14 protein-coding genes are annotated in these 14124 nt (G+C 39.2%); 5 read left to right on the forward strand and 9 right to left on the reverse strand.

Going from position 1 to position 14124, the window contains the following annotated elements:
- The 4 genes from A33Q_RS06405 to A33Q_RS06425 form a co-directional block, all read right to left on the reverse strand.
- Window positions 1–675 carry an ABC transporter ATP-binding protein gene (locus A33Q_RS06405; protein ID WP_016254780.1) on the reverse strand — a complete coding sequence of 225 codons (675 nt, stop codon included), beginning with the start codon at window positions 673–675 and terminating at the stop codon, window positions 1–3.
- 177 nt (window positions 676–852) lie between these two features.
- Window positions 853–1566, reverse strand: coding sequence for an SDR family oxidoreductase (locus tag A33Q_RS06410; RefSeq protein ID WP_009032691.1), 714 nt, complete (start codon window positions 1564–1566; stop codon window positions 853–855).
- Between the two features lie 261 nt (window positions 1567–1827).
- Window positions 1828–2268, reverse strand: a complete 441-nt coding sequence (locus A33Q_RS06415; RefSeq protein ID WP_152527382.1) for a hypothetical protein — start codon at window positions 2266–2268, stop codon at window positions 1828–1830.
- 206 nt (window positions 2269–2474) lie between these two features.
- Window positions 2475–3083 carry a c-type cytochrome gene (locus tag A33Q_RS06425; RefSeq protein WP_009032693.1) on the reverse strand — a complete coding sequence of 203 codons (609 nt, stop codon included), beginning with the start codon at window positions 3081–3083 and terminating at the stop codon, window positions 2475–2477.
- A 768-nt stretch (window positions 3084–3851) separates the two neighbouring features.
- On the opposite strand from A33Q_RS06425, the gene A33Q_RS22125 reads away from it, so the two are divergent.
- Together A33Q_RS22125 and A33Q_RS06430 are read left to right on the forward strand one after the other, a co-directional pair.
- Complete coding sequence (locus A33Q_RS22125) at window positions 3852–3998, forward strand: hypothetical protein (RefSeq protein WP_160169341.1); 147 nt, start codon at window positions 3852–3854, stop codon at window positions 3996–3998.
- A 60-nt stretch (window positions 3999–4058) separates the two neighbouring features.
- Window positions 4059–5039: a helix-turn-helix transcriptional regulator gene (locus A33Q_RS06430; protein WP_009032694.1), complete on the forward strand. Its 981-nt coding sequence runs from the start codon at window positions 4059–4061 to the stop codon at window positions 5037–5039.
- A gap of 370 nt (window positions 5040–5409) precedes the next feature.
- Here A33Q_RS06430 and A33Q_RS22460 read toward each other — a convergent pair whose 3' ends face one another.
- A complete protein-coding gene (locus A33Q_RS22460; protein WP_016254786.1) occupies window positions 5410–5535 on the reverse strand; it encodes a hypothetical protein in 126 nt (41 codons plus the stop codon).
- A gap of 32 nt (window positions 5536–5567) precedes the next feature.
- Between A33Q_RS22460 and A33Q_RS06435 the strand changes: the two genes are divergently transcribed.
- From A33Q_RS06435 to A33Q_RS06445, 3 genes are all read left to right on the forward strand, one after another.
- Window positions 5568–6134 carry a cupin domain-containing protein gene (locus A33Q_RS06435; RefSeq protein ID WP_009032695.1) on the forward strand — a complete coding sequence of 189 codons (567 nt, stop codon included), beginning with the start codon at window positions 5568–5570 and terminating at the stop codon, window positions 6132–6134.
- 9 nt (window positions 6135–6143) lie between these two features.
- Window positions 6144–7073 (forward strand): NmrA/HSCARG family protein, encoded by a 930-nt coding sequence (locus tag A33Q_RS21505; RefSeq protein WP_009032696.1) that lies wholly within the window; start codon window positions 6144–6146, stop codon window positions 7071–7073.
- A gap of 124 nt (window positions 7074–7197) precedes the next feature.
- The gene (locus A33Q_RS06445; protein WP_009032697.1) at window positions 7198–7491 is read left to right on the forward strand and encodes a Bor family protein; all 294 of its coding nucleotides are present in this window, start codon (window positions 7198–7200) and stop codon (window positions 7489–7491) included.
- Window positions 7492–7580: 89 nt separating this feature from the next.
- On the opposite strand, the gene A33Q_RS06450 is transcribed toward A33Q_RS06445, so the two are convergent.
- The 4 genes from A33Q_RS06450 to A33Q_RS06465 all read right to left on the reverse strand — a co-directional run bounded on the left by A33Q_RS06450 (window position 7581) and on the right by A33Q_RS06465 (window position 14065).
- Window positions 7581–8732, reverse strand: a complete 1152-nt coding sequence (locus tag A33Q_RS06450) for a gliding motility protein GldB-related protein (protein ID WP_009032698.1) — start codon at window positions 8730–8732, stop codon at window positions 7581–7583.
- 174 nt (window positions 8733–8906) lie between these two features.
- Entirely contained in the window at window positions 8907–10970 is a 2064-nt protein-coding gene (locus A33Q_RS06455; RefSeq protein WP_009032699.1) for a PKD domain-containing protein, read from the reverse strand.
- 369 nt (window positions 10971–11339) lie between these two features.
- Window positions 11340–12500, reverse strand: coding sequence for a serine hydrolase domain-containing protein (locus A33Q_RS06460; protein ID WP_009032700.1), 1161 nt, complete (start codon window positions 12498–12500; stop codon window positions 11340–11342).
- 86 nt (window positions 12501–12586) lie between these two features.
- Window positions 12587–14065 (reverse strand): TlpA family protein disulfide reductase, encoded by a 1479-nt coding sequence (locus A33Q_RS06465; protein WP_009032701.1) that lies wholly within the window; start codon window positions 14063–14065, stop codon window positions 12587–12589.
- Window positions 14066–14124: the final 59 nt, after the last annotated feature.

Genomic DNA, 14124 nt, shown 5'->3' on the forward strand with positions numbered 1-14124 from the left:
TTAAATTGTAATGTCATTGTCAATTTTTCCATCTAGCATTTCTATGAGTCTATTTCCATAGTCTGCATTTTCTCGGGCATGCGTAGCTTGTATTATGGTAGTACCTTCCTTATTGAGCTCTTGAAAAACTTCCATGATTTCTTTTGCCTGTGCAGAATGAAGATTACCTGTGGGTTCATCAGCCAACAATACCCTGGGCTTACCTGCAATAGCTCTTGCTATACCGACCAGTTGCTGTTGACCGCCGGACAATTGTTCAGGGAACAAATCCTTTTTGGCAACCATATTGAACCTATCCAAAAGATCTGCGATGATACTCTTTCTCTCAGAAGAGGACACATTTCTATACAATAGTGGAGTTTCAATATTTTCGTAGACAGTAAGCTCATCTATGAGGTGATAAGCTTGGAAAATATAGCCGAATTCAGATTTGTGAAGCTTATTTTTATTTTTATCCTTCATCGAGTTGATGGATTGCCCATCAAAAAAATACTGTCCTTCGTAATCTTCATCCAAGAGACCAATAATATTAAGGAGCGTGGACTTCCCTACGCCCGAGGGCCCCATCAAAGTGATAAATTCTCCCTGTTGGATTTCCAGGTCTATACCTTTGAGGATAAAGGTCCTCTGGAACCTGGATTCAATAAATTTGTCAATATCTTTCAGTACAATCATGGATATGTTGGCTAAGAATCTAATTTGATCGGTCAAACAAGTTTTAATCACTTGATTGCCCCCTCTTCCTAGTCCACTTCCATGCCATAAAAAAAGCCTCAAATTGCCCTGTATCGGACAATCTGAGGCTGTTTTATACATTTTGAGGCGTACATCTTTGTCCGCATGCGGACGATATCAGCCAGGAATACTGGGTCTCACTTCAATTTTACTTGGAAGTGTACGCGGATGCATCTGCATCAGGTCTACTACCATCTTACCCAAATCCTCAATCTGTATTTTCCAGGAATCAGCTTCATTGGGCACGTGATCATTGAAGTACGTGGCAACGGAACCGGGCATAATGGTCGTACATCTAATCCCTTCATTTCGTAAGTCCAGCATCACTGCCTGTGTAAATCCGGTCAAACCAAATTTACTTGCATTGTAGGCAGAACCCTTTGCAAAGAAATTGGTACCCGCCAAACTGGAAATAGTGATAAAGTAACCCTTTGACTGCTTCAAAGCTTCAAGCCCCGCCTTAATACTGTTGAAAACACCTGTCAAGTTAGTATCAATTGTTTCATGCCATTGCTCATGGCTCATCTCCTGGATGGAGGCAAAATGACCTATGCCGGCATTGGCAACCAAAAGGTCCAATTGGCCCCATTTATCCATCATGGTCTGTACTGCTTTCTGCTGTGAAGCAAAATCCCTCACATCAGCTTCAAGTCCAAGGGCCTCCCCTTTTCCTATCTTATTCAGTTCAGCTGCGGCTTTATCCGCAGCCTCCTGCGACCGGCTGGTTATGGCCACCCGCATTCCCTGTTCCATCAGGGCTGCTGCTATTCCATAACCTATTCCTTTACTTCCTCCTGTGATAAAAGCTGTTTTGTTTGCTATATTTTGCATGGTTTTTATTTAGGTTAAAAATTCGATTATCTACTTATCAAAACCTGTCATCACTTAAAGTGGTTCAGAAAAATTTAAATTCAGCAATTATTTCCCCGGTAGCCTTCTGCATTTTGTGTCAAAGTCCATTTGAATTTATATTGAATTTACTCCCGACATGCATGCCGGCAAAGCCGTCTGGGGTTCCCATATTGCTCAAGCATCCCATTAGGAAATAAATTGGAGGGAAAATAGCATCGGGATAAATTTCTTTCACAGGAATTAAAACTTGATCACAACCAATTTCTCATCCTCTTTATCAGGAAGAAATTCACTGATGGCTTTCATCTGGAATGTTTCACCAATCCTGACGTAATGGGAATAACCAAAACTAACATGATACCTATGAATATCCACCGATTCCTTTATTTCAAACCTGATCTTGTTCAACTCGTCAGGAATTTCCTTAAAAGGTATCATACCTGTAGATTCCTTTAAAATTCTGATTTCCTCAGCTGTTATCTTATCCACTAGGCTCACTCCAACATTTAAGTTGACAAAATAGCTGTCAAACTGCGTGGCACTGTAATCTTTGTCCGTAAAAAATTCAAAGAGAACCTTTTTTTCCTTTTCCAGCACGGGGAACTCTAACTCTGGCCCAAAAGATTCACATGAAATAAAAACAAGCGATATTAAGATTGCGATAATTAATGAATTTTTCATTGGAATCATTTTTTTTCAATTGTAAATACTCTTTTAGGTTTGCAAAGATGCCGGTAAAATTAATTCTTGGCAGGACGCTTAATTGTCCGGTACATCCCAGCCAGCATATGGACAGGGTTTTTCCGGCCTGTTTGAAGTGGTATCGGTTTACTGGTAATGAAGCCATAAGCTTTTTTATAAATTAATTAAAACTTGTAATCGTTGAATCAATTCATGGCATGTGTTGGCGGTACTGCATTGGGTACCAGGTTATTGATAGGTTTGAGAGATTTCAGGTAAGCATAAATCGCCTTGGTTTCCTGATCTGTCATATGGCTGTACATATCCCATGGCATTGGAGGCAATAATTGTCTGGCTGTTTTTATTCCTTTATACCTTCCTTCCCTAAGAGCAATGGAAAATTGTTCTTCAGTCCAGAATCCGATTCCTGTATCCTCATCGGGAGTAAGATTTGCAGCATAGGAGATTCCCCAAGGTCCAATCCATGCCGTTAGCGTCTGAGTAGCTGCAACACCTTTTTGCTCCAGTTCAGCTCGGTTGATTTCCGGTAGAGGTAAAGCTGCAGGGTGACCGGATAGCTGAAGATCCATATCCAGTTCGGGTCCTTTGGGTCCCATCTTCTTGGGGGTATGACAATCATGACAGCCTGAAACCAAAGTCAGGTGTTTTCCATATTCTTCCAGAGTCTGAAATCCTTGTAAAGCCTCAGTTGGTTCTAGCTCAGGCAATTCTGATTTAGCAGGCTGTTGGCATTCACTCAGCCCCAAAACAGCTATCAATGATAGCCCTAGGGGAATTATTGTCCTTCTTTTCATTTTTTAAGTTGGTTAAGTAGATAATGATTTATAATAGTGATGATTGGAAAAGTAGCTGAAAGGTTGCCTGTGAATTGTTTTTGGCAAGGAATATTTTATAAGAATCATTTTATTAATCACATACCGCTCTTGCGGTTAGAGCATTGACAATTCCTTAATTCACATTTCACCCAAACTTGTGATTTTTGAAATCTGAATTCCTTTTGAAAGTTGAAGGAATATATTTTGATAATTTCTCATAAGTCAAAATCACAGTGGAGCAGAGCAAGGGGACACCTCCAAAAAAGGAACAAAAACAAAACAGAGGAATCCGTTTCATACATGATATATGTGTAAAAAGCTTAGAGATTCTATTTGAACCCTCAATTTTATATGATCCAATTCATTAAGTTCAGTTCAGGAGAAATATTTGCTGAAATGGGCCCGTCAATAATGACGTTGATTTTTGCAGGTATTGTGTTTTACCTGGACTTCAAGGCCTCAACCCGAACCAACTAATAACATCACCTTGAACAAGTAGCACTCTGGACAAACAACCTGGAAAGCCTAAAAGACAATCATGGTTTACACTTCGGTGGAAAGACCAGCTTTTTTATCTAAATCAAAAGACCGGATTCAAAAGCTTCTTTAAAAACTTTTCGGGAGGTGCCGGATTGGAAATCATGCTGATGGATGGAATTTCCTCTAACCTTACTGACGGAAAGACCAAACAGGACCTTGGATTAATCCATCTGCCTAATCTTTCTGGTATGAAATAATATGGCCCAAATGCCCGATTTCATCAAAACATACATTGACAGTGCTTTGTACCTCATGGAATCCAAATCCCTCTATGTGACGGTCATCCCTGCGCACCATTGGATAAATCAAAACAAATCAAATTCACATATTGATGTGATTTCAGGTCTGTTCTGAAGTTGCGATATTTGTTTTACTTATAGAACCAATCCCGTCATTGCATATAATCTGAAATCCATGGATTTTTCACTTATCAACCCTAAGCAATCTTCCCCTCTTGACCTTTCAGCCAAGGTGAGACTGATATCCTCAAAGCCAAACCTTCAGGAACTGGCTTTGAATTTTTCGGATATCAATTATGGACTAGTGGACTGTAAGGTGTTGGCTACACCAAACTTGTCCCTGATGTTTGGAAATATCCAACTGCAGCCCAACATCAAGCTCAAATCCGAGACTCCTGAAAACAGTGTCAATTTCCCGTTTTTATTGGAAGGGGAAATAGCCTCCAGATTTTACAGTTATCCGCAAAAGCAGTTACTTACTGCAAATTCCCATAATGCCATCCATTTGACCCAGACAGAAGGTGAACATCATTTGCCATTGGGCAAGGTTAAAACTTTTCACATCAGCCTCGGTTCGGATTACTTCTTTGATACTTTTAGCTCGGAAGACAAGGTCACCGAAACATTGAAAAACAGCATTGATATCCAAAGACCCGAAGTGGCATCAACCCGACCCGGGCATCTCAATGCTGAAATGAAGTGGATTATCAGTTCCATAACCAACAATCCCTTTGAGGGAGATATGAAAAAAATGTACCTGGAAATAAAAACCTTGGAACTGATCTCCTTACAGTTGTACCAGCTTGATAACATAAAGCGATTAGGAAGAGAAAGGGAAAATCATCAGGACCTTGCTTATGCTGTCAGATCTTTTTTGGAGTCAGACATTACAGCGACTTGGACCTTGGTAGCACTGGCCAAAAAATTCGGGACCAATATTCAGACCCTTAAGACATCCTTTAAAGCGGAATTTGATACAGGGATCTTTGCCTACTACCAACATTTGAGAATGGACCATGCCCTGAACATGCTGAAAGATCAAAAAAACTCCATTGTGGAAGTCTCAGAATGGCTGGGATACAGCCATCAAAACCACTTTTCAGCAGCTTTTAAAAAGCACTTTGGTTACCCTCCCTCAGAAGCTTTGAAGCGGTAAATTTCCTTTTTATTCTACCTTGTTCATACCAATGACAAATTGGAGATTGACATTTTTGACCTGTAAATTGCATTCAATTCTATAAAGGAATTTGCCTTGTCACCTCGATCCCGACAACAGTACGGGAGAGAGGTCTGAAAACTGCCGTGATGTCATATCCCTTTTGTAAAGCCAATTTTTACTACTACCAATGACATAACTCGGAGCAGCCGTCATGCTGATCTCGATGGCTATCGGGAGAAGCATCTCACGAGGTTCAGGAAATGGTAGAATTAAACATTAATAGAACCTCTGGAGATCCTTCGTGCCTCAGGATGACGGGCAACTTGATGTCATTACCTATTCTGACCATTTACAAAATGTTGGGAACTCACAATTCCGCACCAACTTCATCCTCCTTTCTTTCTCGTTCCATACTTCTCGATATTTCCATCTCCATATAAAGCCTTTCCTTTCCCGTATAACACTGATTATATCCAGGTTGTAGCTTTGCCATATCTATTTTAACCACAATTAAATAAAAGTAAAATGGCAAAGACCAATCAAATTATCGAAAGCAAAACCTATGGCGACAAAGCCAAGTTTTTGATCACCGCAGCAGACTCCAAGGGAGAAGTGCTCAGGGTGCAGGCATGGATCAAACCTGGGGCAGAGGGTCCTCCGGAACATTACCATCCGGTACAAAGTGAATCCTTTGAGGTGATCAAAGGACAGTTGAACATGATTTATGAGGGAAAGGAAATGGTATTGCTGCCGGGAGAAAAAATCACCGTCGCCCCCAATACCCTACACAAATGGTACAATGCAGGATCCGAAGAACTTGAGATAATTGGAGAACTCAGACCTGCATTGAAAACCGAGTATTTTCTAGAAAGCATGTATGCCCTGGACCAACTTGGAAAACTGGACAAAAAGGGCCTTCCCAATCCTCTTCAGTTTGCAGCCATCCTCAACGAATGTTATGGAGAACTTTTCGTTTTAGGACCGCCGATTTTTATTCAAAAATTTATGGCAAAAGTAATGGGCAGACTTGCCAAGATAATGGGGTTCAAAGGACATGTTCCTTTCCCGACTTATTCAACAACCAATAAATAAATCCAGAAAATGAATAGGATAGATGAAAACAACCATAAAAAGGTGATTGTAGTCTGTGGGGCTACAGGAACCCAAGGAAGTTCGGTACTGGAAAAATTGTGGGACTTTCGGCACATCTGGCATATCATAGCATTGACCAGAAATGAAAAAAGTGAAAAAGCCAATGCACTTCGTGCAATAGGTGTTGAAGTAAAACAGGCAGACCTTGAGGATAAAAACTCATTGATACACACTTTCAAAGGGGCGTATGCGGTCTTTGGGGTAACGCAACCTTGGTCACCTGATAATAAACATTGCTTTCCCGAAAAGGAAATCCAACAAGGGAAAAACATAGTGGATGCCTGCGTAATCAATGATGTTTCGCATTTGGTTTATAGCAGTGTACTGAACTTCACTTCCAAACCCATTCAAATCCCGCATGTAGACAGCAAGCTTATCATCGAAACTTATATCAAGACTAACAACCTAAATTATACCATTTTGCGGTTACCTCAATTTATGGATAACATAGGGTCTTCATTTTTTCCTGTTAAAAAAGGAGTAGTAAAAGGCTTCGTGGATGCGGACGCAAAAGTCCCTTACATATATGCCAAGGATATTGGGAAATTTGTACTCAAAGCATTTCAACATCCTGGCGATTTCCTTGGACGGGAAGTCAGCATTATCGGAGATATCGTCTCAGGATATGAACTTGGAGAAATATTCCAGAGCATCCGAAAAGGACAAAAATTCAAGTACAAATCAGTTCCCAGAATCCTGATAAGGATTTTCGCCAAGGAATTCTATACCATGAGGGTGTTTTTTGAAACCTATGGCAGAAAACCATTTTTGGATATTCCTGAGAAAATTTTGAAGGAGACCAAAACCATCCAACCGGATATAACCTCCATGAAGGATTTTCTATTACTTGAAAATTTTGACTCCAAATCCCTCTCCTGAAATTGAGTCACATGAATATGTAATAAAAAATCCTATCGGAGGACCTTAAACCACATATTCTAGGGATAGTCACCTCAGTCCAATTTCAGGAAATTTGTAGATCAACTTAAAAAAATCTACAACAATGAAAAAACTAATTTTAAATGCAGCCATGATGGTAATGTCCACCGGATTGTTGACATCATGCTACACACAGACCTACACAGTAGGCATGGGCCCTCAAAGAGGCATAGAGGTAAAAGACAGGAGCCACTATCTTGTCTATGGATTGGCCCCATTGAAAACAGCCGATCCTGTTAAGATGGCCGGTGAGACCGAAGATTATGAAGTGACCATTCAGCATACTTTTGTTGATGGGCTGATCAATGCCATCACTTTTGGGCTGTACACCCCAACCACTACCAAAGTGGTGAAATAAAAAAAGGAGCTTTTAGCTCCTTTTTTTATTTCAATACATCTGGATTGTCATCCTCAAATTATAAATCAGAAATCTGTCTTGAATATTTTTCATTTATATGCACTTCTCATGTAAAACTCCTCGAAATCATGAATTTCGAGCATTTCTTTGATGGCTTGCCTTTTATCTAAGGCTTGCAGGTAATAACTTTCACAAATCCTAAAACCTATAAAATATCCCAAATTGGCGGGAAATCCTGTGTCGGGATTATAAGCATTGAAAAGCCAATCGTCTGTATCCTCTGTATGCATCTGACTTTTGAATATTTCCCAAAGTTGATCTTCGTGAGAAAAGCCGAATTCATACAGATCAGGATTCGTATAATTCCCTAATATCAAGTAAGCAACAAAATCTGCCGCGCCTTCCATTATTGCATAATCCAATAAGGTTCTTTCCGTGGTATTTTTTTGTTGCAGATGTACATATTCATGGACAATGATAGGAACTGTCTGCCCAACATCAAAAATCACCATTTTATCAAATTTAGAAAGGGAAGTCAAATCGGTTTCTGGGCTCTTACAAAGATGTTCTGTTCCGATCAACATTCCTGCAAAGCCGTCAGGTGTTCCCATATTGTTCAAACTTCCCAACAGGAAATATATGGGTGGAAAAATCGACTCAGGGTATAGATCTTTTAATTTTTCAGCAGCAGCAACGATTTCTGGCTTTAATTCATCAAATCCGAATGATACATTTTTGATACTTCTGTAATAGCTTTCCAAAGTACGTATTCTGCTTACAAATTTATCGGTTTGCTGCCCCATCCGAACCCTATAAAATGTTTTGAGGCCAAGACTGCCATTTTCTATGTAGTTTTCAAAAAATAATTCAGATGCATTTTCCTGATGGAGGGAGTCGAAAAATTGCCAGAACCTATGGATATCTGAGGTGTCAACAATTAAATTTTTGGGATCAGATAGGTGCTTTCTGTTGGAGGTGATTCCATTTATCAGCTGCCTGCCCCTTGGATCCTTGATCAAAAAATTCAGCACACTACTTTGACTTATTGCATGTATGTCAAAAAGACCAAGATGGACAGCATTTTCCAGTTCGACAATCGCATTTAAAGTATCACCTTGGCTAATGCTGGATCTTGATTTAGACAGCCATTCATGCACCGTTCCTTCTTGCGCAGAAGTTTTCAATGGCATCCAACATTGAACAAAAACAATGATAAGCCCAAAGACAAGTTTCATTTTCATAACTATAGGATGGAAAAAACCTTTAAATAGTTGCTCGAAAAACTAAAGCTAAAATAACGATAATTAACCAGAAATGTGCATTGAATATTCTATTGCGATACATAGACAGGTTAAAAAAACAAACCCTCTTCCTGAATTGGAAAAGGGTCTGATGAATATTATTTTAATACTGGATTAAAGCCTTATCACTGCTCCAAGTGTCATATCCTCAAATTCATTTATGGTATTTGCATCCCCGTTAAGTTTGGCCCCAAAATTAGATTCCACGATTATTCCCCATCCACTTCCTTTTTCAATTTTGGAATAGGTGATGTTCAAACTTGCACTTGTGCCGGCTGTCACAGCAATATTTGCCCGGCCATGTCCAAGTCCTGGCATGGGTTGGCTACCTCCTCCGGAAATAACAGAATATCTGATGATGTTTTTGAGGCTGTTGGATTTGATAAGGATACCTGTCCAGTAACCTCTTTGGTCACCCTCGCCCTTTAGTTCAACAGGAAGTTCAGGTGTGCCAACTGAAGTGAAAAATGCCCCTGAATTGATGGTCAATAACGCATCTTGCCCAAACTCAATTTTTGTTCCCGGTAATAATCTGAGTCCGGAACCGGATAGTACCTGCATACTTTTTGGAAGGTAATAAGTAACTCCTCCTGAAAGCGGGCCCCAGAGGGTTTCCCCTGTTAAATTTATGTTACCTTCAAAGACTTCTATGGAGTTTTTAAGGTTATTGGAAGTGGTAATTTGTGACTCTTGGATGCCTCTTACGTTGCTGATAGGAAGTGCCATGACATGGTTTTTAATACCCGAAAAAGTCACCTGATCAAATTCTCCCAACATTCCTGCCTGATGTACAAAAACACCATAGCCATCACTGTCCTGAATCTTCACATGCTTCAAATGGATTATATTACCATGCACATTACTTACTCCTATAGCTGCACTTTTATCCACTCCTGAACCTGCCTGACCATTGCCGGCATTTTTGATCTCTACCCATTCAAGACGATTGACATATTTGCTTGAGCTGACGACCAAGCCTCTCCACTTTTGAGTACCTGCCGGAAAAACATCAAATACAATAGGTTCATCACTGCTTCCCTTTGCCATCAGAGATCCATCTGTAATTACCCTGATGTATTTGTCCGGAGCAACACCTATTTTCACTCCCTTTTCTATGGTCAAAGCGGATTTGATAACCATATCTCCTTTGATTCTGTACTTTACATTGTTCTGTAGCTTTTTCCAGACAATCTCAACGTCTTCTTCTATTTCACTGCCCAAAAGCTCGACATAATTGACTGTTTCATTTTTAGCTTCAATAATGGATTCTGAATCCAACTTGTGCGCCTCCTTTACAGGAAGGGTGATGTTGATGCTTTCATTATGTCTAAAAACGTTATTTGAAAATTGGATAATACCGGAATTGCGCACCCAAAGGCCGTTGCTGGATGAATGTTGTATGGCAGTATGGCTAAGTTTTAAAAAGCTCAATTCAGAAACACCAATTGCTGTAGCTTGTGGCATGGGATGGATAGGATGTGACCCTGCGTAATTGATTTCCACATGCAGCAATTCATTCAATGGATTGTTATTGGTAAATGCAATGCCCGACCAGTACCCTTTCGTGGCTTGCTTGCCTGTAAAAACCACCTTCTTCTCTGCAGTACCCTTGGCTATCAGGGCTCCGGATTGATTGATATGCAATCCTTTTTTGTCTTCAAAAGCAATCACCACTCCCGGCATTACGGTAAGCTTGGCTTTCACGGCAATGTCAGCCGTGACGATATAATCAGGAACATTAGGATCTTCATTGATATCTTCCAAAACACGGTCTTGGGTGATGTCTTGGTTGATGACATTGCTTGCTGGCGCTCCCGCTACGGCGGTAAGTTTTACAGTGGCCGTCTTTTCTCCTGTCTGATTGGCGATCTTCAGCTCCACTTCGTAAAGACCCAATTGGTCCGGGGTGAAGCCAGGTTTTTCCTGAGTGTGGTTTGTAAGCGCCGCAGTACTGTTGGCAGGACGTGACTTAAATGTCCAGTGGTAAGTAAAGGGGAGTTGATTCCCGTCACTGGAACCTGACCCGTCCAATTGCACAGGTGTATTAACCTGGATTTCCCTATCTGTACCGGCATTGGCAACAAGTTTATTTTGTAACACCGGATTCTCATCCTCCTTACATGCTGACAGAATCAATAGCCAAAAAAAGGCTAAGATTAGAATGTTATTGGTTTTCATGTGATTATAATTTGTTTTTTAATGGCCCCATAGCCTGTCCCGAACTAGATTCGGGAGAATCTCGCATTTCGGATAATCATCCCAGTGTGAGACGTACTCATCATGCTCGATTTCATTGGTAGTAGTTGGTTTAGGATTTTTTAATAGAAAAAACTTTGAAAAGTATTTTCATACAGTAAAATGATTGGAAAAATGGCAGGAGGGTTGCATGGCTTTTTGAAATAAGGAAGAAAGTTTATTTTATTGTTAAAAAGAGGGGCATTAGACCTCAGGATGATGGCTGCCTAACGGGTAACTTAATGTCATTCCTTTTCTGAATATTTTCAAAATGTTGGGTTTTCGAGATGCCTGGTAACCTGGTGTTTTTCCTTAAATATAAAACCTGTCAATTTTATCCAAATACCTCTCGTCTGACATTCCTGTCCGGTTAAAAAAGATTACGCTTCCCCTATTTATTTTTGGATAGATTCTGATTTCGCAGTAATACCCGCCGCCTCCACCTGCGTGAGCAAAATATTTTACACCGTTTAGTTCTCCGGAAAACCAACCCAAACACATACCGGTATTTGGATTGTTTTTGTTTTCCTGAAACATCATGGTTTTAGATTTTTCAGAAATCAAACTACTATTCTCATTCATCAATTCTTGAACGTATGAAACAAATGCACTCGGCTTGCCAATTAATCCCCCATAAGGAGCTCCATTTACATAATAGTTTTTAAAGGGTTTCCATTTTCCTTCATTCTCCCCCATAAACTTAGATTTGTTAATGAACAAGCCTAAAATGAGGTTGGAAAAAGATATTTTTTTATGGTAGCCTTTTGCGTGGTCATGGCTATTTGAAATGGAAAATGCCAAATCATCTTGGCTTATTGGCAGTTTTCGAACGATGTTTTCAATGATATAATCTTCAAAGGTTTTACCGGAAACTTTCTCAATCAATTGCCCTAAAATCACATAACCTAAATTGGAGTAAGCAAACTTTTCATTGGGTTTGGACTTGACCTTCTTATTTTTCTCGATGATCAAATCAAAAAATGAGTTTCTGTCAAATGATTGATCTTCACTTTCCAAGTGAATCCATGAAAGTGGTATTGGGTTTGGTATGCCTGAGGTATGGTTCAAAAGTTGTTTTACAGTAATTTCAGATCCGTATTGAAAATGAGGTAGATAATGGATTACAGGTTTTTCCAACTCCAATAATCCACGCTCTACCAACTGTAAAGTCGCAATGGCTGTAAACGTTTTGGTGACCGATAGGACGTGGTAAGTTGTATTGGCATCCACCTTTTTCTGCCCTCCGACATCCGAAAATCCCTTTTGAAATGAATCAATGATTTTGTGTTGGTCAAAGAAGAAATATTGAATGGATGGAGATGATCCATTTTCAATTTCATAGTTCAATATTTGATCTGTCGTTGTCATTTGTATGTCAGGTAAATTATCACCTACTATTGATTTTAGATCTTTTTCCTTGCATGAACCAAATGCAAGCAAAAAGACAGTGATTAATAAAAAGTTGTATTCCATTTTCGTTTTTCAAAATGAGCCATAACCGAAATTACTCTAACGCCAATGCGAGTGTCCAATCACATCTTTGAGGTTCTACATAAAATTTATTGATTTAACAACTTATCAATTTCTTCATGAATGTCCTTTGAGCGCTTTGCCCTTGCTTTAACAATCTCCCCATTTTGATCAATAAGAACATGGGTCGGAGCAAAATTTATTTTATAGTCCTTAATTGCTTCATTTCTAAATTGATTTTCTGCAACAAGATGAATACCAGGGAAAGGTTTATTGTCAAGGAATTTTCCAAACCTTTGATTATTTCCAGCTATAAACTCTTTCCAGCGGTTAATCTCTGAACTGTTTTCCAATGCTATATATATGAATATCACCGGCCGGTCTTTATACTTCTCTTGCAGTGATAGGGCATCCGGTATTTCCTCGATGCATGGATAGCACCATGTTCCCCAAAAATCGATATACACTATTTTACCTTGAAAGTCACTTAATTTATGTAGGATGCCATTTGAATCAGGCAATTCAAAGTCAGGTGCCTGACTTCCGGGTTGCAATTGTTTGTAACTTGCAATATTCAATTCAAAACGGTTTCGATTAAAATCACTTGAAAAATGATTTTGCATATTTTCTTCAAATAACTTCAAATAATCAAAAAAATCATCAGCCATCAATCCGAATGAATACTCGCTTATGGTGCTTAAAGCCATGAGGTCTTTCCAAGCTGATTTGGGTTGATGGGCAATAAAATTCAATTTCCAATTCAGATTTTCTTTCCACCATTCTTCTTCATTTCGATTTTTAAATGCCAGTTGAGCTTTATCAGTCAAATATTTACCGGCCAATAATTTAGCGGAGGTAGTTTTGGAAAAATCGTTGTTGAAATCGATGCTATCAAGGAAAGTGTAGTAAGTCTTATCGGGAAAAAAGTAACCAAATTCACCGTGAGTATAATAATTCCTCCTTTCCAAATGCTCCAAGAGGAAAGCAGCCCTTTCGGCCTCTAATGTATTCAAATGGTATTTCTTTACAACTTTAGGAATTGATGAAAACGAATTTAACGCATTTACCCTTTCAAAATGAATGCTATCTATAAATCTTTTGAATTCAAGTTCAGTAGTAAAATGATCACCTGATATTTTCTCATAGAATAACTTATCCTTGGGAAGGATAGAGAAATCCTTTTCCAGATGCCTGAGTTTTTCACTTCCTTTTCCTCCAATTACAAATTTCGGTTCGGCACTCCATGAAGATTGCTCAATGTATATAGAATCTTTGGGTTCGATGAAAATATCAGCTTTCAACAGATGATAATTATTGCTGATGATTTGATAAAAATTTGGATCTGTTGAGGTGAAGCTAAACTTGAACCGTCCTAAACTATCGGTCATTACAGTAGGAAGCGCCTCCGTGCTTTTAAGTCCAGGAAAATAATCGTCAACAGGAATCAACGTAATAATTGAATTCTTAAAGTCCGGTAAAATACCGCTAACTATTGTTTGTGGATCTTTTTCTATACATGACCCCAAAACAAGCAACAAGAAAATGGTAGATAACAAGTAATTTCTCATAAGTATCTTATTTCAAAATGAGCTATAATTGAAATTCACTCAAAGTTATATTTCCATTA

The sequence above is a fragment of the Indibacter alkaliphilus LW1 genome (assembly GCF_000295935.2).
GTDB classification, from domain to species: domain Bacteria; phylum Bacteroidota; class Bacteroidia; order Cytophagales; family Cyclobacteriaceae; genus Indibacter; species Indibacter alkaliphilus.